The sequence below is a fragment of the Paracidovorax valerianellae genome (genome assembly GCF_900102625.1).
Classification (GTDB): Bacteria; Pseudomonadota; Gammaproteobacteria; order Burkholderiales; family Burkholderiaceae_C; genus Paracidovorax; species Paracidovorax valerianellae.
On record NZ_FMZC01000002.1, the window covers coordinates 273990 to 296064 of the forward strand.

Below are 22075 nucleotides of genomic sequence, written 5' to 3' on the forward strand. Positions count from 1 at the left end.
CAGGCAGGTCGCACCCCATGTGGGCGCGTGGATTGAAACATGGCCGCTTTTTTCCCATTGCGTCGCACTGGGACAGTCACGCCCCATGCGAGCGCGTGGGTTGAAACTCGTACAGCGTGCCGGCGTAGTTGTCGCCTTGGCCCTCACTCGCACCGTTCAGGCGCGTAGGTCGAAACGTTCAGCACTACTCGATCAGCCTGGAGGCCAAGAGGTCGTGCTCCATGCAGGCTTTTGCATGGAAAGCACTCTGCTATTTCACTTTACTGCCCCGCCCTCCCAAGGCGCATGCCACCCGCCGCCCAGTGCCTGCACCAGCGTCGCCGCAGCCAATTGCCGGTTCACCTGCAACAGCAGCAAGGCACGGCGTGCCGACAGCGCGGTCACCTGGGCGGTGACGACCTCGGTGTAGCTCACCTGGCCTTCCCGGTAGCGGTTGAGCAGTTGCTGCTCGGTCAGGTTGGCCGCTGACACGGCTTCCTGGCGCAGCGGCTCCTGGGCCTGCAATGTGCGCAGCACGGTGAGCTGGTCTTCCACGTCCTGGAAAGCGGTGAGCACGGTCTGGCGATACGTGGCCGCGCGGGCGTCGCGGGCAGCTTCGGCGCCTTCGACGCGGGCGGCGATGGCGCCGCCGTCGAACACCGTTTGCGCCACCGACAGGCCGAGCGACCACAGCGCACCGGAGGCGCTGAACAGGTCGCCCACGCTGGTGCCGCTGCGGCCCAGCGAGGCGGTCAGGCTCAGGCTGGGGTAATAGGCGGAGCGCTGCACGCCGATCTGCGCATTAGCGGCGGCCACCGCGCGTTCGGCGGCGGCGATGTCGGGGCGGCGCTGCAGCAGGGTCGATGGGATACCGGCGGGCACCTCGGGCGCACGCATCACCCATGGCGCGGGCGGCAGCGAAAACGAGGCGGGGGCCACGCCCGTCAGCACGGCGATGGCGTGTTCATAGCGGGCGCGGTTCTGCTGCATGGTGGCCAGGTCGGCGCGCGCATTGGCCAGCTGGGTGCGGGCCTGCAGCACGTCGGAATTGGCGACCACGCCGGCCGAGTAGCGGTTCTGGGCGATCTGCAGGCTGCGTTCGTAGCCTTGCACGGTGGCTTGCAGCAGATCGATCTCGGCATCGGCCTCGCGCAATTGGAAATAGGCGGAGACGAGCGAGCCCACGGCGGAGAGACGGGCCGAGGCCAGGTCGGCCTCGCTGGCCTGGGCGTTGGCGCTGGCGTTGTCCACCGCGCCGCCCAGCCGGCCCCACAGGTCGGGGGCCCAGTCCGCGCCCAGCGCCGCCTGGGTGGTGGTGCCGCGCCGGGCAGAGCCTTCGCCGCCCGCACGCGAGCCGCTGCCCGACAGGCTGACCGAGGGCAGCAGGCCGGCCCGCTGCTCGCGCACCAGCGCCTGCGCCTGGGCATAGGCGGCCACCGCGGCGGCGATGTTCTGGTTGGACAGCTGCACCTGCGCCGCGAGCCGGTTCAGATCATCGTCCTGGAACAAAGTCCACCAGTCGCCGCGGTCGATCGCGTCGGCCGGGGCTGCCGGCTGCCACAGCGCACCGACCTCTTTGAAAGCAGTGGGCATGGACGGCAGCTCGGGGCGCTGGTACACCGGCGCAACCGAGCACGCGGCCAGCGGCAGCAAGGCGCCGAGGCAGGCGAGGCGCATGGCGCGCGGCGCCCAGTCAATGAAAGGAAAAGCGGGTTTCATGGTCGAGGCAGTGGAGTCGGCACGCCCGCAGCAGGCGCAGCGCGGCTCAGTTGGTGTTCGTTGGCGGATCGGCGGCGCAGCTTGTCCAGCAGCACATAGACGACCGGGGTAGTGAGCAAGGTGAGCAGTTGGCTGGCGATGAGCCCGCCTATGATGGCGACCCCCAGCGGCTGGCGCAGTTCGGAGCCCTGGCCGAAGCCGATGGCCAGCGGCAGTGCGCCCAGCGCCGCGGCCAGCGTGGTCATGAGGATGGGGCGAAAGCGCAGCATGCAGGCCTCGCGCACGGCCTCCAGCGCCGACAGGCCCCGGGCGCGCTCGGCCTCCAGCGCGAAGTCGATGATGAGGATGGCGTTCTTCTTCACGATGCCGATCAGCAGGAACACGCCGATGAGCGCAATGATCGTGAACTGCATGTTGAACAGCAGCAGCGCCAGCACCGCCCCCACGCCGGCCGAGGGCAGCGTGGTCAGCACCGTGATGGGGTGGATCAGGCTTTCATACAGCACACCGAGCACGATGTAGATGACCACGATGGCCGCCAGAATCAGCAGGAACTGCTGCGATTGCGACTGCTGGAACCCGAGCGCCGTGCCCTGGAAACTGCCGCGCACATTGGTGGGCATGGCGATGTCGGCCTCGGCCTGCTCGATGATCTGCCGCGCCTGGCCCAGCGATGTGTTGCCGTCCAGGTTGAACGAGATGGTGGTGGCCAGCTCACCGTCCTGGTGGTTGATCGACGTGGGCGATGCACGCTCCACCACCTTGGCGATGGCGCTCAGCGGCACCATGGTGGAGGCGGTGTTGCTCAGCACCTGGCCGGTGGAGGCGCCACGCTGGCCCGGGTTGGCTGCGGTGCCGGTGGTGCCCGCGGGGTTCGACGCGACGAAGATGTCGGCGAGCGCGGGCGGGCCCTTGGTGTACTCGGGCGCCCACTCCATGATCACGGAGTACTGGTTCAGCTCGCCATAGATGGTGGCGACCGAGCGCTGGCCGAACGCGTTGTACAGCGCGCTGTCGATGGCCGAGGCGCTCACCCCCAGGCGCGATGCGCTGGCCCGGTCCACCTCGACATAGGTTTCCACGCCGTTGTCGGCCTGGTCGGTGTCTACGTCGGTGAGCAGTTCCTCTTGCTTCAGGCGTTCGGCCAGGCGCGTGGCCCACAGCCGCATGTCGGCCAGGTTGTCGCTCTTCAAGGTGTACTGATAGGTGGAGTTGCTGGAGCGCCCGCCCATGCGCAAATCCTGCACGGGGCTCAGAAACACCTGCAGCCCGGTGATCTGCGCCAGTTGCGGGCGCAAGCGCCCGATCACGGCATTGCTGCTGTCGGCCCGCTCGCCCACGGGCTTCAGGTTGATAAACAGAAAGCCACCGCCCGCGCGCCCGCCGCCGGAAAAGCCCACCACGGTGTCCACCGCCGGGTCGCTGCGGATGATGCCCACCGCCTGGCGCAGCTTGCGCGCCAGCGCGTCGGACGAAATGCTCTGGTCCGCCCGCAGGCCGCCATTGAGCTGGCCGTTGTCCTGCTGCGGAAAGTAGCCCTTGGGGATCTTGCTGAACAGGTACACGTTCAGGCCGATCACCGCCAGCAGCACCAGCATGACCAGCGCCTTGCTGGCCAGCGCCCAGTCCAGGCTGTGAGCGTAGCCGCGCAGCATGCCGTCGTAGCCCCGCTCGGCCCAGCGCGCGAAGCGGCCCGGCGGCTTGGCCTGGGCGGGGTCTTCCGAGCGCAGCAGCCATGCACACATCATCGGCGTGGTGGTGAGCGAGATGACGAGCGAGATCGCCACCGCCACCGACAGCGTGACCGCGAACTCCCGAAAGAGCCGGCCCACCTGCCCGTCCATGAACAGCAACGGGATGAACACCGCCACCAGCGACAGGCTGATCGACAGCACGGTGAAGCCCACTTCGCGGGCACCCAGCAGCGCCGCCGAGATGCGGTCCATGCCCGCTTCGATGTGGCGGCTGGTGTTCTCCAGCACCACGATGGCATCGTCCACCACGAAGCCGGTGGCCACTGTGAGCGCCATGAGGCTCAGGTTATTGAGGCTGAAACCCAGAAAGTACATGATGCCGAAGGTGCCCAGCAGCGACACCACCGTGGCCACCGCAGGGATGACGGTGGCCCGCGCCTTGCGCAGGAACAGCCCCACCACCAGCACCACCAGCGCGATGGAAACCATGAGCGTGAACTCGATCTCGCGCAGCGACGAGCGGATGGAGTTGGTGCTGTCCGACGCCACCGAAACCTGGATGTCCTGCGGCAGCTGCGCCTGCAGGTCGGGCAGCAGGGCGCGCACGCCGTCCACCGTGTCGATGATGTTGGCGCCGGGCTGCCGCGTGATGAGCACGACGATGGCCGGGTCGCCGTTGAACAGGCCCAGCGTGCGCGTGTTCTCAACGCCGTCGACCACGCGCGCAACGTCGCCCAGCCGCACGGCCGCGTTGTTGCGCCACGCGATCACCAGCGAGGCATAGTCGGACGCCTTGCGCGACGGCGACGGGGTGTAGATCTGCAGCCGCTTGCCGTCGCCTTCGATGGCGCCCTTGGGCCGATTGGCGTTGGAGGCCTGGATGGCCGCGCGCACGTCCTCGGTGCTGATGCCGTAGCGGTTGAGCGCGAAGGGCAGCAGCTCCACGCGCACGGCCGGCAGCGATCCGCCGCCGATTTCCACCTCGCCCACGCCCGCCACCTGCGAGATGCGCTGGCTCACCACGTTGGAGACGGCGTCGTAGATCTCGCCCGGCGTGCGCGTCTTGGAGGTCAGCGTCAGGATGATGATGGGCGCATCGGCCGGGTTGCGCTTGCGGTAGGTGGGGTTGCTGCGCAGCGTGGCGGGCAGGTCCACGCGCGCGGCGTTGATGGCCGCCTGCACCTCGCGCGCGGCGCTGTCGATGTTGCGGCTCAGGTCGAACTGCAGGCTCACGCGGGCCGAGCCGGTCGAGCTGCTCGATGTCATTTCGTTCACGCCCGCGATCACGCCCAGCCGGCGCTCCAGCGGCGTGGCCACGCTGGTGGCCATCGTTTCGGGGCTGGCACCCGCGAGGCTGGCCGACACCGAGATGGCCGGGTAGTCCACCTGCGGCAGCGGCGCCACCGGCAGCACGAAGAACGCGGCGATGCCCGCCAGTGCTATGCCGATGGTCAGCAGCACGGTGGCGACCGGGCGCTCGACGAAGGGGCGCGACAGGTTCATGGCGCGGACCCGGGCGCAGCCTCGGGCGAGGTGGCGGGCGCAGCCTGCGCCGGGGCTGAAGCGGTGCCTCGGCCCGTCCAGCGGCGGCCCAGGCGGTCGAAGGCCAGGTAGATCACCGGCGTGGTGAACAGGGTCAGCATCTGGCTCAGCACCAGCCCGCCGAAGATGGCCAGGCCCAGCGGCCGGCGCAGCTCGGCGCCCTCGCCCCAACCCAGCATGAGCGGCAGCGCGGCGAACAGCGCAGCCAGCGTGGTCATCAGAATGGGCCGGAACCGCAGCAGCGCCGCCTGGTGGATGGCCTGGTGCGGCGGCATGCCCTGCTGGCGCTCGGCATCGATGGCGAAGTCGATCATCATGATCGCGTTCTTCTTGACGATGCCGATCAGCAGAATGATGCCGATGATGCCGATCACCCCCAGGTCGTTGCCCGTCACCATGAGCATCAGCAAGGCGCCCACGCCGGCCGACGGCAGCGTGGACAGAATGGTCAGCGGGTGGATGTAGCTTTCATACAGCACGCCCAGCACGATGTACACGCACACCATGGCCGCGAGGATGAGCCACAGCTGGCTGGACAGCGATTTTTCGTAGGCCCCTGCCGCCCCGAGGAATTGCATCGACAGCCCGGCGGGCACGCCGATCTCCTGCGCCGCGGCGCGAATGGCATCGACCGCATTGCCCAGCGACACGCCCTCGGCCCGGTCGAAGCCCAGCGTCGCGGCCGGGTACTGCGCCACGCGGGTGACCTGCAGCGGCGCGAGCTGCTCGCGGATGGTGGCTACGGCCGACAGCGGCGTGGGCGTGCCGCCGCCCGTGCGCAACTGCAGCGTGCCCAGCGCCTCGGGGCTGTTGAGCTGCTCTTGCTGCGCCTCCAGGATCACGCGGTACTGATTGGTCTCGGTGAAGATGGTGGAGACGATGCGCTGGCCGAACGCGCTGTAGAGCGTGTCGTCCACCGAACTGGCCGTGACCGACAGGCGTGAGGCCGTGTTGCGGTCGATGTCCACATAGGCCGACAGGCCCTGCGCGCCGGCATCGGTGGTGGCGTTGCGCACCTGGGGCACCGTGCGCAGGCGCTCCACGAGCTTGTTCGTCCACTCGTTCACCTGCGCCGAATCCACGCCGCCGATGGACAGGCGGTATTCGGTGGGCCCGGTCTCGGCGTCGATGGTCAGGTCCTGCGTGGGCTGCAGGTACAGCGTCACGCCGGCCACGGCGCGCACCCGGTCGCGCAGGCGCTGCATGACGGCCTCCTGCCCGTCGCGCTCCGGCTTCAGGTTGATCAGCATGCGCCCGGCGTTCAGCATGGTGTTGTTGGCCGCGTCCACCCCGATGAAGGAGCTGAGCGACTGCACGTCGGGGTCGGCCAGGATGGCGCGGGCCGCGGCCTGCTGCAGCTCGCTCATGCGGGCATACGAAACATCCTGCGAGGCCTCGACACGCGCCTGCAACTGGCCCGTGTCCTGCGTGGGAAAGAGCCCCTTCGGAATCACCACGTACAGCAGCGCCGTGAGCGCCATGGTCAGCAGCGCCACCACCAGCGTGGCGCCCTGGCGGCGCAGCACCCACTGCAGCCAGATGTCGTAGCGTGCGATCACGCGGTCGAAGCCGCGCTGCACCGCTGCGCTCCAGCCGCGCCGCTCGCCGTGCGGCGGCTCGGGCTTGAGCCAGCGCGCCGACATCATGGGCACCAGCGTGAGCGACACCACGGCCGAGATCAGGATGGTCAGCGCCAGCGTGACGGCGAACTCGCGGAACAGCCGCCCCACCACGTCGCTCATGAACAAGAGCGGAATCAGCACCGCGATCAGCGACACGGTGAGCGAGATGATGGTGAAGCCGATCTGCGTGGCGCCCTTGAGCGCGGCCTGGAACGGCGGCTCGCCCTCTTCGATGTAGCGGGCGATGTTCTCGATCATCACGATGGCATCGTCCACCACGAAGCCGGTGGCGATGGTGAGCGCCATCAGGCTCAGGTTGTTCAGGCTGTAGCCCAGCAGGTACATCACGCCGCAGGTGCCGATGAGCGAGATCGGCACCGCAAGGCTGGCGATCACCGTGGCGCGCAGGCTGTGCAGGAAGAAGAAGATCACCAGCACGACCATCAGCACGGCCAGCACCAGCTCCATCTCCACGTGGTGCACCGACGCGCGGATGCCCGTGGTTCGGTCCGACAGCACCTCGACCTTCAGCGATGCGGGCAGGCCGGCCTGCAGCTCGGGCAGCTGCTTCTTGATGTTGTCCACCGTGGCGATCACGTTGGCGCCGGGCTGGCGCTGCACGTTCAGGATGATGGCCGGCGTCTCGTTGGCCCAGGCACCCAGGCGGTTGTTCTCGGCGCTGTCCACCACACGGGCCACGTCGGTCATGCGCACGGGGGCGCCGTTCTTCCAGGTGACGATGAGGTTCTTGTAGTCGGCCACCGTCACCAGCTGGTCGTTGGCGTTGATGCTGTAGGAGCGCTGCGGCCCGTCGAAACTGCCCTTGGCGCTGTTGGCGTTGGCCGATGTGATGGCCGTGCGCAGCGTATCGAGCCCGATTCCGTACGAGGCCAGCGCCTTGGTGTCGGCCTGGATGCGCACGGCCGGCCGCTGCCCGCCGGCCAGGGTGACCAGGCCCACGCCGGGCACCTGGCTCATCTTCTGCGCCAGCCGCGTGTTCACGAGGTTCTGCACCTCGGTGAGCGGCAGGCTGTCGGAGCTGATGGCCAGCGTGAGCACCGGCGCATCGGCCGGGTTCACCTTGGCGTACACCGGCGGCGCGGGCAGGTCGGTGGGCAGCAGCGAAGCGCCGGCGTTGATGGCGGCCTGCACCTCCTGCTCGGCCACGTCCAGCGCCAGCCCCAGGCCAAACTGCAGCGTGACGATGGACACGCCCGACGCGCTGGTGGACGACATGCGCGCCAGCCCCGGCATCTGGCCGAACTGGCGCTCCAGCGGCGCGCTCACGGTGCGGCTCATCACCTCGGGGCTGGCCCCGGGGTACAGCGTCTGCACCTGGATGGTGGGGTAGTCCACCTCTGGCAGTGCCGACAGCGGCAGCAGCTTGAAGCCGACCAGCCCGGCCAGCACGATGGCCACCATCAGCAATGCGGTGGCAACGGGTCTTTCGATGAAGGGACGCGATGGACTCATGAAGGCGCCGTGCGGTCAGGGGGTCTGCGGGGCGGAGGCACCCGGGGTGCCGGCACCCGCCGTACCAGCCGAACCAGCGGCACCGGAAGCGCCCGGCTGGGCGCCCTCTTGCGGCGGCCGCTGGCGGCGTTCGCCGTCCGGCCCGCGGCCCTCGCCGCGTGGGCCCGAGGCCCACGCACGGCGCGGCTGGACCCCCGCGGCGCCGCTGGCGGCCGAGGCCGGTCCGCGCGCGCCCTGCAACTGCACCATGGCGCCGTCCTTCAGGCGGTCGCCGCCCTCGGTCACCACGCGCTCGCCAGCCTGCAGGCCTTCGGTGATGGCCATCAGCCCGACCGTGGCTTGCCCGCGCTTGACCTTGCGCAGCGACACGGTGCGGTCTTCGTTGATCACATAGACGAAATCGCCGCTCGCACCCGTGCGCACGGCCGTCACCGGCACCACCACGGCCGGCACTTCGCGCAGCAGCAGTTGCACGTTCACGAACTGGTTGGGAAACAGCGCGCCGTTGGCGTTGTCGAACCGCGCCTTGGCCTTGACCGTGCCGGTCGTGGTGTCCACCAGGTTGTCGAGCGTGGAGAATTTCCCCTTGCCCACTTCGGTGGTGCGGGTGCGGTCGAAAGCGGTCACGGCCAGCGGCTCGGCGCCCTGCTGCGACGCCTGCACGTCGGTCACGCGGTCCTGCGGCACCGAAAACTGCACGTCGATGGGCGCCATCTGCGTGATGGTGGCAATGCCCGTGGCCTCGCCGCCGCTCACGTAGTTGCCGGCGTCCACCGTGCGCAGGCCGATGCGCCCGGTGGCGGGCGAGGTGACGCGGGTGTAGTCGAGGTTGAGCCGGGCGGTCTTTTCCTGGGCCAGATCGGTCATGACCGTGCCTTGCAGCTGCTTGACCAGCGCGGCCTGCGTGTCCACGTCCTGCCGCGCGATCGAGTCCTGCGACAGCAGCGTGCGGTAGCGCTCCAGCGTGATGCGGGCGTTGTCCAGCTGGGCCTCGTCGCGCTGGCGCGTGCCCTGCGCCTGCATCAGCGCCTGCTCGAACGGCCGCGGGTCGATCTGCGCCAGCACCTGGCCCTTCTTGACCATCTGCCCTTCGGTGAACAGCACCTGGGTCAGCACGCCCGACACCTGTGGGCGCAGCGTGACGGTGGTGACCGGCGTGACGGTGCCCAGCGCATGGATGACCACCGGTAGCGTGGACTGCCGCGCCGTGGCTTCGCCCACCGTGACCATGGCCCGTCCACCCCCACCGAACCCGGGCCCGCCCGGGCCTCCAGGACCGCCAGGCCCGGCCGGCGCGCCCGGCCCGCCCGCACCCCGCGCGGGGCCCGCTGGCGCCGTGCTTCGCTGCACCAGATACCAAGCGCCACCGCCCAGCACCGCCACCACGGCCAGCATCAGGAGCGTGCCCAGCCAGCGCGATCGCCGCGTGGGGGGCCGGTGGCCGGAAGGCGGCGGGTTGGGGGCGGGCGCGTCGTTTGGTGGTGGATTCATGGAAATGGCTGGCGGTGGCGGGTCGCGAAAGAAGGGCCCGGCCGTGGTCCGGCGAGGGCGCACGGGGGGCAGGCCGAATCGTAGGGGCTCAACGTACCGATTGTCCGGCTGCTGTGCGAAGAAAGGTAAATCTGTCACCCCTGTCCGCCGTCATGGCCAAACCGGCAAGCACAGTCCGGGGGCCCCAATCTGCCTGAAAGTGACCTGACATCTGTACCAGAGCGACTTACCGACCGTGAACAGCGCGACGCCCACCACGAACACTCGACGATAGCCCCAGCTTTCGCTGGGCGCAGCCCAACGCATCAGGCCCATCACCAGGCCTGCCTGTCAGGCGGTGGCGATCCAGACGCACGTGCCCGGCGTCGGATACCAATGGCGCCCCGGCCAACGTGCAACGCCGGCTCACGGTGGCCCCACGGTCCAGACGCCGTGGCGCTCGACGTACCTCGTCAGGCGATGTTCTTCCTGGTCCTCCCTCTTCAGGTCTCGCTCGGTGAAGCGGAACAGCAAAGCAGGCCCCGAGATGCACTGCGTGTCGTGGATGTCTCCGGGCAGGTAGACCTGGACCTGGCCAGCCCGAACCCGCGTCGACCCGCGCTTCACCAGGCGAACGCTGCCGTCCTCATCCTGCTGACGGGCGTAGGTGCCCATTTCCATTTCACCTTGCTGCAGCGCATAGATGACCCAAGCCCGGCCGTGGTCATGCGGCGGTCGGTACAGGCCTTCAGGTTCGGTGTGCGCCAAGAGGATGAAGCCACGCGTCGGGTCTCGGTACAGCTCCTTGTTGGGCGCTGCTTCCTTGTGCAGCGCAGCCAGCCATTCCTCTGCGGGGGATGCCTTGACCAGGTCCTCCAGGTAGCCTCGACAAGCCGCGACCACTTCGGTGCTGAGCGGCCCCCAAGCCGATTTGATCCCCTCAATCGACCTGTCGAATGAAGTATCAGGCGACGACTGAAATGCACCATGTTCCATGAACCGAACCTCTCCTCTGGTTGCGCGCCAACGAAACCCGTTCAGACGCATGTCCGAGACGATATGCATTCACGCGAGATGGCGGAAGGCGCATGATTTGCACTCAGTGAGTGCATCTCACGCTATGTCATACCCGCAACGCCCGGACCCGCAGCATGGCCAGACCCGACCTCAATTTGCTTTTCACTCTGGATGTGTTGCTCGCCGAAGGCAGTGTTGCGCGGGCTGCGCGGCGGCTGCGCCTGAGCCCGTCGGCCATGAGCCGCGCCCTGGCGCGGCTGCGAGAGGCCACCGGCGATCCGCTGCTGGTGCGGGCGGGTCGCAGCTTGGTGGCGTCGCCCAGGGCGCTGGAGCTGCGCGATTCCATCAGCCAGCTCGTGCAAGACGCCGAAGCGGCACTGCGGCCTGCTGGCAAGCCCGATCTCGAACAGCTGGACCGGACGTTCACGCTGAGGGCCAGCGAGGGCTTCGTGGAGAACTTCGGTGCCGAACTCCTGTCGCGCATCGCAGAAGAAGCCCCCAAGGTTCGTCTGCACTTCCTGCACAAGCTGGACAAGGACAGCGGCCCGCTGCGCGACGGATCCGTCGATCTGGAAACCGGTGTGGTGGACAAATCCATCGGCCCGGAGGTGCGCGCCCAGGGGCTTTTTCAAGACCGTTACGTCGGTGTCGTGAGGGCGGGTCACCCGCTCGCCAAGGGCGAACTGACCCCCGCCCGATTTGCTGCAGCCCGGCACGTCCACGTATCGCGACGTGAGAATGACAAACGCACCATCGACGAAGCCTTGGCGGAGATGGGACTGGAACGACAGGTGGCCACGATCGTGGGTGGCTTCTCGGCCGCGCTCGCCTTGGTTCGTGCCTCGGACCTCGTTGCCTGCGTTCACGAGCGGCACACCGGGGTTTTGTACGCAGGCATGCACAGCTTCGCGCTGCCGCTACCCATCGCGCCGTTCACGGTCTCCTTGCTTTGGCATCCGCGATTGGAGGGAGATCCGGCCCATCGGTGGCTTCGCGGGTGCGTCCGGGCGGTCTGCGCAGACCGATTTCCGCCCGGCTGGAGTTAACGCCGCAATCGGGCGATGGCCGAGATCGCGCCAACCGCCGCCAACACGGTCAGGATCGCGGTCGAAGGGGAGACAGACCGCGCCATCGAACTGGTGATGTCCAGCACTCGTGGACCGACAAGCTCCATTCGGCGACGCATCATCCGTGCGCCCAAGCTTTCCAGATCGCTTCCCAGGAGCCTTTCCGCTTCGGGCAGGAGGATGGTCTCCTCGTCGGCCACATGGTGCAGCACGTCCCGCATCAACTCCATCACGATGTCGTCGAAATCCGAACTCTCCGCAGACATGCTGCGGAGCAACGCGATGAGCCGGCGCATCTCATCGTGCTCATGCACGCTGTCGCGAATGGTCGCGTTCTCGGTCACAGCGCGTATGGCCGGGTAGAAGATCTCTTCCTCCAGTTGGGCATGAACCTCCAACGCGATGCAGATGGTGTCGGCCAGGCCTCGCTTCACGGAAGGGCGGTCCTCAGTCCGGTACTGGTGAAAGGTGGCCATCACGTGGGTGTGATCCAGCCGGATCATGTTCGTCGCGCGAGGTACGAAAGGCTTGAGCATGGATTTCATCGTGCGTCCCGGTAGTTTTGAAGTGAAATATTCGGACCGCTCGACACGGCGTTTTGTAAGTCTTATTCCTCAGCGTTGTCCGCAGTGGCCGGCAATAGCCAACGGAGGAGGCAGCCCCTTCAAAACCGGTTCGGTCTTCCGCTGGTCGATGCTTTCGGCCGCTGGCACCGCGCAGAAAGCGATTCGTCGCACGCCGATGGCCGAAAAGGACGGCGCCCGGCACAGTGGCGCATCACCTCACCCAGCCCCCAGGAGCCACCATGTCCACCGTCCACGAATCGGATTTCATCAATGCTGCCGACCGCACCGAACGCATGGCCCGCAAACGCGCTGGCGCCAAGATGGGCTGGATCATTCACGCCTGCGTCTACCTCTGCGTGAACCTGGCGCTGGCCGCGCTGGCCGCCTACCAGGGGCGCCACTGGGCGGTGTTTCCGGCGCTGGGCTGGGGGCTGGGCCTGGCGATCCACGGCGCCGCGGTGTGGCTGGCGGCGCCCGGCGGCACGCTCCACGCGCGCTTGCTGGAGCGCGAACGCGACGCCTTGCGCCAGGCCCTGCCGCGGCGGTGACCGGGGTCCGGTCGCCCGGGCGCCACAATCCGCCAACCCACCGCCCCTTCGTTCCCTGCCGGATCACCCAGGCCGCCCGCATGCAGCACTTCAGCCTTCGCCAGTTTCTTCGCCACGGGCTGGCGCTCGCCGCGTTCTGCGTCGCCATCGCCGCCGTCCAGCTCGCCTATGGCCGGGGCCCGTGGGACGTGCAACTGGTGTACTCCCTGGCCATCGGCATGCCGAGCTGGCTGCTGATCGACCTGGGCCGCCTGTGGCTCTCGCGCCGCAGCCCCATCCCCTGGCCGCTGGGCTGGCAAGGGTGGGCGCTGGTCGCGGTGGGCGGGACCATCGGCTTTCACATCGGGTCGGCCATCGGCGATGCCTACCGCCAAAAGGTGCTGGGCGCGGCGGCCGTCGCGGCGGCGGGCGGCCCCAGCTCGGCCATGGTGACCACCGTGCTGGCCTGCTTGGCATTGGCGTTCTTCTTCTACGCGCAGGGCAAGTCGCGCTATCTGGAGGGCAAGATCGCCGAGGTGGAGCGCGACGCGGCCGAAGCGCGCCTCAAGCTGCTGGAGACGCAGCTCGAACCCCACCTGATGTTCAACACCCTGGCCAACCTGCGCGTGCTGATCGCCACCGACCCGCCCCGCGCCCAGGCCATGCTGGACCACCTGATCGACTACCTGCGCGCCACGCTCGGCGCTTCCCGCGCCACGCTGCACCCGCTGGCGGACGAGTTCGCCCGGCTGCGCGACTACCTGGAGCTGATGTCGGTCCGCATGGGCCCGCGCCTGGCCTACACGCTGGACCTGCCCGAATCGCTAGCCGGCGTGCCGGTGCCGCCGCTGCTGCTTCAGCCGCTGGCGGAAAACGCCATCCGCCACGGGCTGGAACCCAAGGTGGAAGGCGGCACGCTGCACATCGCGGCGCGGCAGTTGGCCGATGGCCGCCTGGAGCTGGTGGTGAAAGACTCGGGCGTGGGCCTGGCCGACCCCGCAGGCGCCCCGACGCCGCCCGCTGGCCCTGCGCACCAGCAGAGCTTCGGGCTGCGCCAGGTGCGCGAGCGCCTGCACACCCTGTATGGCAGCGATGGCACTATCGAATTGATAGCAATACTCCCTAGTGGTACTTGCGCCAGAGCCGTTTTTCCTTCAAATCCCCTGCTGCCATGAGTTCGACGCCCTCGCCCTCTGCTGCGCGCCCTGCCGCTTCTCATTCCAGTCCCCGCGCCCTCATCGCCGAGGACGAGCCGCTGCTCGCCGCCGCGCTGCGCCACGAACTGGCCCAGGCCTGGCCGGAGCTACAGATCGTCGCCACGGTGGGCGACGGCCTCGCCGCCGTGCAGCAGGCGCTGGCGCTGCAGCCCGAGGTGCTGTTTTTCGACATCCGCATGCCGGGCCAGAGCGGCCTGGAGGCGGCGGCGGAGCTGGCCGATGCCTGGCCGGCCGGCACGCCCTTCCCGGCGCTGGTGTTCGTCACCGCCTACGACCAGTACGCCGTGCAGGCGTTCGAAGCGCAGGCGGTGGACTATCTGCTCAAGCCCGTGCAGCCCGGGCGCCTGCGCAAGGCAGTGCTCAAGCTGCAAGCCACGCTGGACCGGCAGGCCGCGCCGGCAGCGCTGGACTTCGAAGCCACGCTGGAGCGGCTGCGGGCCCTGGTCGCGCTACCGGGGGCTGGTGGCGCAGGGGCGCTGGGCGCACCGAATGCGGCCCCGCAGCCCGCGCCGCTCAGCGTCATCCAGGCCAGCAGCGGCGCGCAGATCCACATGGTGCCGGTGGCGGACGTCGTCTATTTCGAGGCGGCCGACAAATACGTGCGGGTGCTGACGGCCACGCAGGAATACCTGATCCGCACGCCGCTCAAGGAACTGGCGGCGCAGCTCGATGCAGAGGTGTTCTGGCAGGTACACCGCGGCACGCTGGTGCGGGCCAGCGCCATCGCCTCGGCCGTGCGCGATGAATCGGGCCGGCTGCACCTGCGCCTGCGCGACCGGCCCGAGAGCCTGCCGGTGAGCCGCCTGTACGCCCACCGCTTCAAGGCGATGTAGCGAAGGAGCAGGCGGCACGCCCGGCCCGATGTGTCAGCGATTGGCAGCCAGCAGCAGGCCGCCCGCGCCCATGAAAAATCCGCCCGTGGCCTTGTTGAGCCGCACCACGCCGCGCTGCGACCGGATCACCCGGCGGATCTGCCGACCGCCCGTGGCGTACACCGCCGTGGAGACGAACTCCGCCGCCAGATACACCGAGCCGAGCACCAGGAACTGCGCCGCCGCCGGCTTGGCCGGGTCGATGAACTGGGGAAACACTGCCGCGAACAGAATGATCGCCTTCGGGTTGGTGATGCCCAGCAAAAATTCTTGCAGGATCAGCGAGCGCAGCCGCAACGGCGTGCCCGACGGGGTAGCCTCGCCGCCGTCCACCAGCTCCAGCCCGCCGAACTCGCGGCTGCGCCAAGCCTTCCAGCCCAGCCAGAACAGGTAGCAGGCCCCCACCCATTTCACGACCGTGAAGGCCGTCTCGGAAGCCAGCAGCATCGCGCCGAGCCCGACGGCGGACACGGTCAGAAAGATCGCGAACGCCGCGGCGCGGCCAAGGGTGGCTACGAGCGCCGTGCCGACGCCGGCACGGATGCCGTTGTTCAAGCCGCAGAAATTGTTGGGGCCGGGCGTGAGGGCAATCGCCACGGCCACGGGTGCGAAAAGAAGAGCGTCCATCACTGGCTCCTGAAGGGCAACGAAAGAAGACGACAACGCGGGGGAAAAGCGCAGTGTAGGCCCTCGGAAAGGGTTCGCGGTACAGCGCTGCCGGCGGCCGAACCGACGTGGTGACGACGTGGCGACGACGTGGCAACACTGTGGCAACGGCACCGCGACAAAGGCGCGGGACGCTAAGGCAGATCGATCACCGCATTCCACGGCACGCCCGCGAGCGCGTCGTAGTGCGCCACGAGGGCGATGCCCGGCCCGCCCTGCGCCGCCCGCTGCGCCAGCACGTGCTGCAAGTACTGCACCGAGGGGCGGTCGAGCCCCGCTATCGGCTCATCCACCAGCACCAGCGGCGCCCCGCACGCGAACGCCGCCGCCATTAAAGCCTTGCGCCGGGTGCCGGTGGAGAGCTGCTCCATCGCCTTGGGCAGATGGCTTTCCAGCGCAAAGCCGGCCACATGCGCCTGCAGCGCCTGCGCATCCCACGCGGGGTAGCGCCCAGCCAGCGCCGCGAACCAGGCCGCCGGACTGGTGCCGTCGAGCGCGCTGGCACGCGGGTCGGCCCAGAAAATCGCCCCCGCATCGGCCGCGGCCTGCTCGGCACAGGGCACGCCGTTCAACAAGACCTGCCCGCCCTGGGGCCGCAACTCGCCCGCCAGCAGGCGCAGCAGCGTGGTCTTGCCCCGGCCCTCATCGCCCCGCACCAGCGTGGCGCCTGGGGCTGCGCTGGCGTCGAGGCCGTCGAACACGGCCAAGCCGTGCGCGTGGGCAAAGCGCAGGCCGGTGCATTGCAAGGTGGCGGAAGGCAGCGTCGTCGGATCGGGCATGGGCATCGAAAGAAGAACAAAGACAGAAAGGAACATCGCGGAATGCGTTTCAGCGGTGCACATTCTGTGGCATGCCTCGGCCGCGCCTGCCCGAAAATGCGCCACGGCCGCGCAAGCGGCCACCTCCTTTCAACCCACCGGAACACCATGACCCTGCGCTACCTGGAATTCGATTACAGCGAAGACGACGAAGGCACCGGCACCTGGGACGCCATGGCCAGCGTGACCGAACCGCACCTGCCGGCGCTGCATGCCGAGATCGCCGAAGTGCTGGGCTGGGCCCACACCGCCTTCAAGGACCAGCACGGCCCCATCGAAGACGGCGCTGCCTGGGACTACGACCTGCAAGCCGTGCGCGAAGTCTCCTCCGTGCAGACCCTCGCCTTCGACGAAACCACCCAAAGGCTGGTCGCCAGCGCCGGCACGCCGGCACTGCCGCGGCACACGGTGACGCTGTCGATCAGCGGCAGTCCGGCGTTCTGCGAAGAGTTCCGGCCGCGCTTCGGGGGCGAGTGAACGGCAGGTGAATGCCGGAGCTATCATCCGGCGGCCTGCGAAGACAGGCAAAGAAACACAGGCAAATAAAGGGAGGTGAACCGCACGGCCAGGCGACAAGACCTGCGGCGGCTCGCCATGTCACTGTATTCAGATCGCATCTCCATGGCATGGAAACAATGGCTCGGCAGCGAGCCCGCAGAACCCGTGGTGAACGGGCGCATTCAATACGGACCGGGCAAAGGACTGATCAAACAGGTGTTCGAAGGCCTCGACGCTTCTCAGAAAACGGTAAAGAAAATCGCCACCATCGACCCGGCACGCAAGAAGATCATCCTGATTCAGCCCGGCGAGAAGGTGCTTTACCGATCGGGGCTGAGGGAAACAGGCGTCTCCGGCTATCTCTATCTGTTCGCCCATGCCACTTCAAGGAGCATTCAGGGAATGATCCATGGCATCGAAGTCGCCGATGCCATTCGGCGCAGCGGACTGTGGCACGGCGAACCGGTGCTGATCGATGCCTGCAATGCGGGAGCATCCTCCGACGGCATTGCGGGCGAGTTGGCAAAAGTTTTGCGAACGTATGTCACCGCACCCACCACAACGACCTGGAATTACCCTTTGGGTGGCTCGGCCGTGGGCCAAGGCGCTTTTGAAAAGCTCCCGGGCATTTTGTCGACGCTTCCAATACCCGACCTGCTGCGGCCGGGCCGCTGGCGAACCTGGGGCCCCGACGGTGAACCCATTGCCACCACCCCGACCTCACCCCGCGATACCGGAGACTTGCTCAAACGACCGTTGAAGCAGGGACAGGAGATGCACCGATGACGCGCCTTTGGAAAAAGCTGGGCATGGGGGCAAAAGCCTCATTGGTGCTCGCATTCCTGATCGGCGCCGGCGTCGCGTGGTGGTGGATCGACAGCGCCGTTACTTGCGACGAGCAAGACGAATACTCGTACCACGGCTTTTGCCTGATCGAATTGCGGCAGCGCGCCGAACGCGGCGACAACCCTGCGCAGTGGGCTTATGGCAATTACCTGGCGGGCATTCCGCCGTTCGAGCAGGCCTACGAATGGCATCTGAAGGCGATGCAGGGTGCGCGCATTGGCCTTGACCTGCGGCGCAGCATGGACGCCTATTGCGACAAGGTACCCGGTTTCGATGCACGCACCGTGGAATCGACCATGCAGCGTGTGGTGCAAACCAGCCCCGACGCGCATTTACGGCTGTTCCAGTTCTACCTGTCGCTCCCGCCCTGCAGCGCGTTCAACCTCGACCAGGCCAGCGCGCAGATTCCGCAACTCACGCAGTGCGCCCACCTCACTTTGGCCGAATACTTTCGGGCGGTGAATCGAGAGCGCTACACGGTTTCGGCCGCCACCCGCGCGGCCATTCAGGGCAATGTGGAGCGCTGCGAGAAAGAACTGGTGCAGCCGCCGCCCGATGGCCCTCATGTGCGCGAGTTCATGCCGGTGCAGCCGCAGGACATCGCAGACCTGCGGCGCAGCCTGGCCGCTTTGCAGCCCTGAGTAGACCGGGGACGGGGCTCACTCCCCTGCCCTGGCCTTCTCGTTAAAGCGGCAGGCCACCTTATCCCGTCACGGCCAGCACCACGGCCGACTCGTCCACCGCCATTGCGACCCGCCGGCCCGACCGCAAACCGCTTGATGGCGCCGCAAACCCCACCATGTGGACCCCGGCGTCCAGCGTGGCCGACACCTCGTCGCCAGCCGGGCCTCGCGACACCCGCGAAGCGCGCCCTGGCCAGAGATTGCTTGCAAGCGCAGCGGGCAGGCCCGCATGCACCCGCACGGCTGCGGCCTTGCACAGCGCCAGCACGGGCAGGCCGGGGCGCAGTGCCAGCAGTTCGGCGCTTTCCTGCGTGATGCGGGCGCACAGCGCCAGTTGCGGCGCCGACTCGCCCTGCAGATGCACGCGCATCAAAGGCCCGAGCGGCTCCAGCGATTGCACCGTGCAGGGCCATTGGTTGCGCAGGCTGATGCGCAGCGCAAGCCGGGCCAGCGCCGCGCTGCCGCCCGGCCCGCCGCCGGATGCCGCTCCTGCCTGCGGCGAAAGCCGCGCCAGCACGTCGCGGCGGGCCTGCTCCAGGGCGTCGGCGGCGTGCAGCAGTTCGTGGCCTGCCGGCGTCAGCTGCGCACCGCCGCCCCCGGTGCCGCCCACGGCGCGCGCCACCAGGGGCACGCCGGCCAGGTTGGTGAGGGCATCCACGGCCTGCCATGCGGCCTTGTAGCTCACGCCCACGGCGCGTGCGGCCTGCGAGATGGAGCCGCCAATGCCGATCTGGCGCAGGATGTCGATGCGCCGGTCCGCCATGCCCTGGCCCAGCGCGTCGGAGAGGGAAAGCCGCTTTTTCATGCGCGCATCATGCCGCGCCGCCACGGCCCCCGAAAAAGGCCGGTGGCTATACTCGACCGCTATTCATTCAAGGAATAGCGCCATGCCGTTTGCCACCCCATTGCCTCGCCTGATGGCCGCTGCCGCCCTTGCCCTGGCGGGCGTTTCCGCCGCGCAGGCGGCCGAGGTGTTGGTGGCCGTCGCGGCCAACTTCACGGCGCCCATGCAGAAGATCGCCACCGCCTTCGAGCAGGCCACGGGACACAAGGCCGTGCTGTCGTTCGGGGCCACCGGCAAGTTCTACGCGCAGATCAAGAACGGCGCGCCCTTTCAGGTGCTGCTGGCGGCCGACGACACCACGCCCGAGCGGCTGGAGCGCGAAGGCCAGGGTGTGCAGGGCTCGCGCTTCACCTACGCCGTGGGGCGGCTGGTGCTGTGGAGCCCGCGCGCGGGCTACGTGGATGACCAGGGCCAGGTGCTCAAGACCGGCGACTTCGCCCACCTGGCCGTGGCCAACCCCAAGCTGGCGCCCTACGGCCTGGCGGCCGTGCAGACGCTGGACAAGCTGGGCCTGGGCGAGCGACTGCAGCCGCGCTTCGTGACGGGCGAGAACATCGCTCAGACCTACCAGTTCGTCGCCACGGGCAACGCGCCGTTGGGCTTCGTGGCGCTGTCGCAGGTGATGGAGGGTGGCAAGATCGCCAAGGGCTCGGCCTGGCAGGTGCCTGAAGCGCTGCATGACCCGATCCGCCAGGATGCGGTGCTGCTCGCCAACGGCAAGGACCAGCCCGCCGCCACCGCGCTGATGCAGTTTCTGCGCAGCGACGCGGCGCGCGAAGTGATCCGCGCTTACGGCTACGGGCTCTGACGACGGCCGTTGATGCCTTTCACCGCACAGGACCTGGCCGCCATCGGCCTCACGCTGCGGCTGGCTGCGCTCACTACGCTCGTGCTGCTGGTGCTGTGCACGCCGCTTGCCTGGTGGCTGGCGCGCACGCCGTCGCGCTGGCGCGGGCCGGTGTCGGCCGTGGTGGCGCTGCCGCTGGTGCTGCCGCCCACGGTGATCGGCTTTTACCTGCTGCTCACGCTGGGGCCCAACGGCCCGGTCGGCCGCGCGATGCAATCGATGGGGCTGGCCACCCTGCCCTTCACGTTTGCCGGGCTGCTGGTGGGCTCGGTCGTGTATTCGCTGCCGTTCGCGGTGCAACCGCTGCAGCGCGCGTTCGAGGCCGTGGGCGAGCGCCCGCTGGAGGCCGCGGCCACGCTGGGGGCCGGCCCGTGGGACCGTTTCTTCACGGTGGCGGTGCCGCTCGCCCGGTCCGGCTTTCTCACTGCAGGGGTGCTGAGCTTCGCGCACACCGTGGGCGAATTCGGCGTGGTGCTGATGTTGGGCGGCAACATTCCGGGCGTGACGCGCGTGGTGTCGGTGCAGATCTACGACCACGTGGAAGCCATGGAATACCTGCAGGCCCACTGGCTGGCGGGGAGCATGTTGGTGTTCTCGTTCGCCGTGCTGCTGGCGCTGCACTGGCTGCAGCCTGCGCGGGGGCGTGCATGACGGACGGCATCGAAGTGCGCCTGCACCTGCAGCGCCCCGGCGGCTTCACGCTCGACGTGGACCTGGCCCTGCCCGGCCAGGGCATCACCGCGCTGTACGGGCCGTCGGGCTGCGGCAAGACGACCTGCCTGCGGGCCGTGGCGGGGCTGGAGCGTGCCCAAGGCCGCGTGGCAGTGCACGGGCAGGTCTGGCAGGACGACGCGCAGCGCCTGTGGCGGCCCACGCACCAGCGCGCGCTGGGCTACGTGTTCCAGGAATCGAGCCTGTTCGCGCACCTGAATGTGCGCGGCAACCTCGAATACGGCCTGCGCCGCACGCCCCAGGAACGGCGAAGCATCTCCCTGGACCAGGCGGTGCAGTTGCTGGGGCTGGCGCCGCTGCTGGACCGCCAGCCGCACACCCTGTCGGGCGGCGAACGCCAGCGGGTGGCGATGGCCCGTGCGCTGGCCGCCAGTCCCCGCGTGCTGTTGATGGACGAGCCCCTGGCCGCGCTGGACGCGCAGCGCAAGGCCGAGGTGCTGCCCTATCTGGAACGGTTGCAGCGTGAACTGAGCCTGCCGGTGCTGTACGTGAGCCATGCACAGGACGAGGTAGCCCGGCTGGCGCACCACTTGGTGCTGCTCGCCGATGGCCGCGTGGTGGCGAGCGGCCCCGCACCGGCGCTCATGGCGCGCCTGGATCTGCCGCTGGCCCAGGGCGACACGGCGGCCACGGTCGCCGAGGGCGTTGCCACGGCCCACGACGCGGCGGACCACCTCATGACCGTGCGCCTGCCCGGTGGCGGCCTGCTGCTGGTGGCCACTGCGTCGCCGCACCCGCCGGGCAGCGCCGTGCGTTTTCGGGTGCAGGCGCGCGATGTGACGCTGGCGCGGGTGGCGCCCGAGCAAAGCAGCGTGCTCAACGTGCTGCCCGCGCGCGTGGTGGCGCTGCGGGACGATGGGCCAGGGCTGGCCATGGTGGCGCTCGACGCGCAGGGCACGCCCCTGCTCGCCCGCGTTACCCAGCGTTCGGCACGGGCTCTGGCGCTTGCGCCGGGCTTGCCGGTGTTCGCTCAGATCAAGGGCGTGGCGCTGCTGGGTTGAAGGGAGCGCGCCGGATCTGCGGGGCTACCGCCGCGACGACTACCGGCATCAGAGCCAAAATGGGCTCCAGCGCAATAAACACTAGGGAGCTTAGCTATGAATTTAATAGCAAACGACTTTGATGCACAAAGAGCTTCCATGCTCGACGGGGTGCGTGCGAATCCACCGTGATGCTTCCCGGCGGCCGGCGCGCCCGCGCCGATGACAGGCCACTTGACGGGTTCGGCAAGGCGTGGCAACCAAACAGCGGCCGCACTCTGTAGAGCCCTTTTCGATAGGCGCTGTCCTACAAACCCAAGCGCCACTCCCGCGCAGAACCCACCCCGCGCACCGTGCCCCAATGGGTTTTGTAAACCGGATGCGTTGGCGCACCCT

19 protein-coding genes are annotated in these 22075 nt (G+C 68.5%); 10 read left to right on the forward strand and 9 right to left on the reverse strand.

The window, feature by feature from the left end:
- Window positions 1–255: 255 nt before the first annotated feature.
- From BLT03_RS03940 to BLT03_RS03960, 5 genes are all read right to left on the reverse strand, one after another.
- Complete coding sequence (locus BLT03_RS03940; RefSeq protein ID WP_092740524.1) at window positions 256–1698, reverse strand: efflux transporter outer membrane subunit; 1443 nt, start codon at window positions 1696–1698, stop codon at window positions 256–258.
- A complete protein-coding gene (locus tag BLT03_RS03945) occupies window positions 1695–4895 on the reverse strand; it encodes an efflux RND transporter permease subunit (protein WP_092740526.1) in 3201 nt (1066 codons plus the stop codon). Before BLT03_RS03945 ends, BLT03_RS03940 begins: the two co-directional genes overlap by 4 nt.
- Window positions 4892–8029, reverse strand: coding sequence for an efflux RND transporter permease subunit (locus BLT03_RS03950; protein WP_092740528.1), 3138 nt, complete (start codon window positions 8027–8029; stop codon window positions 4892–4894). Before BLT03_RS03950 ends, BLT03_RS03945 begins: the two co-directional genes overlap by 4 nt.
- 15 nt (window positions 8030–8044) lie before the next feature.
- Window positions 8045–9520, reverse strand: a complete 1476-nt coding sequence (locus tag BLT03_RS03955; protein ID WP_092740530.1) for an efflux RND transporter periplasmic adaptor subunit — start codon at window positions 9518–9520, stop codon at window positions 8045–8047.
- Between the two features lie 405 nt (window positions 9521–9925).
- On the reverse strand, window positions 9926–10495 hold the full coding sequence (locus BLT03_RS03960; protein ID WP_139160315.1) for a cupin domain-containing protein: 570 nt from the start codon (window positions 10493–10495) through the stop codon (window positions 9926–9928).
- Between the two features lie 155 nt (window positions 10496–10650).
- Here BLT03_RS03960 and BLT03_RS03965 point away from each other — a divergent pair, with 155 nt between their 5' ends.
- On the forward strand, window positions 10651–11562 hold the full coding sequence (locus BLT03_RS03965; RefSeq protein WP_092740534.1) for a LysR family transcriptional regulator: 912 nt from the start codon (window positions 10651–10653) through the stop codon (window positions 11560–11562).
- On the opposite strand, the gene BLT03_RS03970 is transcribed toward BLT03_RS03965, so the two are convergent.
- Window positions 11559–12128, reverse strand: coding sequence for a hemerythrin domain-containing protein (locus tag BLT03_RS03970; RefSeq protein ID WP_092740536.1), 570 nt, complete (start codon window positions 12126–12128; stop codon window positions 11559–11561). The two genes, BLT03_RS03965 and BLT03_RS03970, sit on opposite strands and share 4 nt — an antisense overlap.
- Before the next feature lie 260 nt (window positions 12129–12388).
- Between BLT03_RS03970 and BLT03_RS03975 the strand changes: the two genes are divergently transcribed.
- The 3 genes from BLT03_RS03975 (at window position 12389) to BLT03_RS03985 (ending at window position 14726) form a co-directional block, all read left to right on the forward strand.
- A complete protein-coding gene (locus BLT03_RS03975) occupies window positions 12389–12697 on the forward strand; it encodes a 2TM domain-containing protein (protein WP_092740538.1) in 309 nt (102 codons plus the stop codon).
- Between the two features lie 80 nt (window positions 12698–12777).
- Entirely contained in the window at window positions 12778–13851 is a 1074-nt protein-coding gene (locus BLT03_RS03980; RefSeq protein WP_092740540.1) for a sensor histidine kinase, read from the forward strand.
- Entirely contained in the window at window positions 13848–14726 is an 879-nt protein-coding gene (locus tag BLT03_RS03985; RefSeq protein ID WP_092740542.1) for a LytR/AlgR family response regulator transcription factor, read from the forward strand. Before BLT03_RS03980 ends, BLT03_RS03985 begins: the two co-directional genes overlap by 4 nt.
- 33 nt (window positions 14727–14759) lie before the next feature.
- Here BLT03_RS03985 and BLT03_RS03990 read toward each other — a convergent pair whose 3' ends face one another.
- Both BLT03_RS03990 and BLT03_RS03995 read right to left on the reverse strand, forming a co-directional pair.
- A complete protein-coding gene (locus BLT03_RS03990) occupies window positions 14760–15392 on the reverse strand; it encodes a LysE family translocator (RefSeq protein WP_092740544.1) in 633 nt (210 codons plus the stop codon).
- A 173-nt stretch (window positions 15393–15565) separates the two neighbouring features.
- Window positions 15566–16210 (reverse strand): ABC transporter ATP-binding protein, encoded by a 645-nt coding sequence (locus BLT03_RS03995; RefSeq protein WP_092741055.1) that lies wholly within the window; start codon window positions 16208–16210, stop codon window positions 15566–15568.
- A 147-nt stretch (window positions 16211–16357) separates the two neighbouring features.
- Between BLT03_RS03995 and BLT03_RS04000 the strand changes: the two genes are divergently transcribed.
- The 3 genes from BLT03_RS04000 to BLT03_RS04010 all read left to right on the forward strand — a co-directional run bounded on the left by BLT03_RS04000 (window position 16358) and on the right by BLT03_RS04010 (window position 18234).
- A complete protein-coding gene (locus BLT03_RS04000) occupies window positions 16358–16726 on the forward strand; it encodes a hypothetical protein (RefSeq protein WP_092740546.1) in 369 nt (122 codons plus the stop codon).
- Between the two features lie 144 nt (window positions 16727–16870).
- Window positions 16871–17533 carry a DUF8616 domain-containing protein gene (locus tag BLT03_RS04005; RefSeq protein ID WP_092740548.1) on the forward strand — a complete coding sequence of 221 codons (663 nt, stop codon included), beginning with the start codon at window positions 16871–16873 and terminating at the stop codon, window positions 17531–17533.
- On the forward strand, window positions 17530–18234 hold the full coding sequence (locus BLT03_RS04010) for a hypothetical protein (protein WP_092740550.1): 705 nt from the start codon (window positions 17530–17532) through the stop codon (window positions 18232–18234). Before BLT03_RS04005 ends, BLT03_RS04010 begins: the two co-directional genes overlap by 4 nt.
- A gap of 61 nt (window positions 18235–18295) precedes the next feature.
- Here BLT03_RS04010 and BLT03_RS04015 read toward each other — a convergent pair whose 3' ends face one another.
- The gene (locus tag BLT03_RS04015) at window positions 18296–19081 is read right to left on the reverse strand and encodes a TOBE domain-containing protein (RefSeq protein WP_092740552.1); all 786 of its coding nucleotides are present in this window, start codon (window positions 19079–19081) and stop codon (window positions 18296–18298) included.
- An 82-nt stretch (window positions 19082–19163) separates the two neighbouring features.
- Here BLT03_RS04015 and modA point away from each other — a divergent pair, with 82 nt between their 5' ends.
- From modA to modC, 3 genes are read left to right on the forward strand one after another with little or no spacing between them, the layout of a single operon-like run.
- Entirely contained in the window at window positions 19164–19928 is a 765-nt protein-coding gene (gene modA / locus BLT03_RS04020; protein ID WP_092740554.1) for a molybdate ABC transporter substrate-binding protein, read from the forward strand.
- A 12-nt stretch (window positions 19929–19940) separates the two neighbouring features.
- A complete protein-coding gene (gene modB, locus BLT03_RS04025) occupies window positions 19941–20618 on the forward strand; it encodes a molybdate ABC transporter permease subunit (protein ID WP_092740556.1) in 678 nt (225 codons plus the stop codon).
- Window positions 20615–21700: a molybdenum ABC transporter ATP-binding protein gene (modC, locus tag BLT03_RS04030; protein WP_092740558.1), complete on the forward strand. Its 1086-nt coding sequence runs from the start codon at window positions 20615–20617 to the stop codon at window positions 21698–21700. Before modB ends, modC begins: the two co-directional genes overlap by 4 nt.
- Window positions 21701–22075 lie beyond the last annotated feature (375 nt).

Coding starts and splice junctions, on each gene's coding strand:
- BLT03_RS04000 (WP_092740546.1), top strand. CDS start 16,358: ATGACCCTGCGCTACCTGGAATTCGATTACAGCGAAGACGACGAAGGC.
- BLT03_RS03970 (WP_092740536.1), bottom strand. CDS start 12,128: ATGAAATCCATGCTCAAGCCTTTCGTACCTCGCGCGACGAACATGATC.
- BLT03_RS03955 (WP_092740530.1), bottom strand. CDS start 9,520: ATGAATCCACCACCAAACGACGCGCCCGCCCCCAACCCGCCGCCTTCC.
- BLT03_RS03975 (WP_092740538.1), top strand. CDS start 12,389: ATGTCCACCGTCCACGAATCGGATTTCATCAATGCTGCCGACCGCACC.
- modA (WP_092740554.1), top strand. CDS start 19,164: ATGCCGTTTGCCACCCCATTGCCTCGCCTGATGGCCGCTGCCGCCCTT.
- modB (WP_092740556.1), top strand. CDS start 19,941: ATGCCTTTCACCGCACAGGACCTGGCCGCCATCGGCCTCACGCTGCGG.
- BLT03_RS04015 (WP_092740552.1), bottom strand. CDS start 19,081: ATGAAAAAGCGGCTTTCCCTCTCCGACGCGCTGGGCCAGGGCATGGCG.
- BLT03_RS03995 (WP_092741055.1), bottom strand. CDS start 16,210: ATGCCCGATCCGACGACGCTGCCTTCCGCCACCTTGCAATGCACCGGC.
- BLT03_RS03965 (WP_092740534.1), top strand. CDS start 10,651: ATGGCCAGACCCGACCTCAATTTGCTTTTCACTCTGGATGTGTTGCTC.
- BLT03_RS03945 (WP_092740526.1), bottom strand. CDS start 4,895: ATGAACCTGTCGCGCCCCTTCGTCGAGCGCCCGGTCGCCACCGTGCTG.
- BLT03_RS03960 (WP_139160315.1), bottom strand. CDS start 10,495: ATGGAACATGGTGCATTTCAGTCGTCGCCTGATACTTCATTCGACAGG.
- BLT03_RS04005 (WP_092740548.1), top strand. CDS start 16,871: ATGGCATGGAAACAATGGCTCGGCAGCGAGCCCGCAGAACCCGTGGTG.
- modC (WP_092740558.1), top strand. CDS start 20,615: ATGACGGACGGCATCGAAGTGCGCCTGCACCTGCAGCGCCCCGGCGGC.
- BLT03_RS03985 (WP_092740542.1), top strand. CDS start 13,848: ATGAGTTCGACGCCCTCGCCCTCTGCTGCGCGCCCTGCCGCTTCTCAT.
- BLT03_RS03990 (WP_092740544.1), bottom strand. CDS start 15,392: ATGGACGCTCTTCTTTTCGCACCCGTGGCCGTGGCGATTGCCCTCACG.
- BLT03_RS03940 (WP_092740524.1), bottom strand. CDS start 1,698: ATGAAACCCGCTTTTCCTTTCATTGACTGGGCGCCGCGCGCCATGCGC.
- BLT03_RS03950 (WP_092740528.1), bottom strand. CDS start 8,029: ATGAGTCCATCGCGTCCCTTCATCGAAAGACCCGTTGCCACCGCATTG.
- BLT03_RS03980 (WP_092740540.1), top strand. CDS start 12,778: ATGCAGCACTTCAGCCTTCGCCAGTTTCTTCGCCACGGGCTGGCGCTC.
- BLT03_RS04010 (WP_092740550.1), top strand. CDS start 17,530: ATGACGCGCCTTTGGAAAAAGCTGGGCATGGGGGCAAAAGCCTCATTG.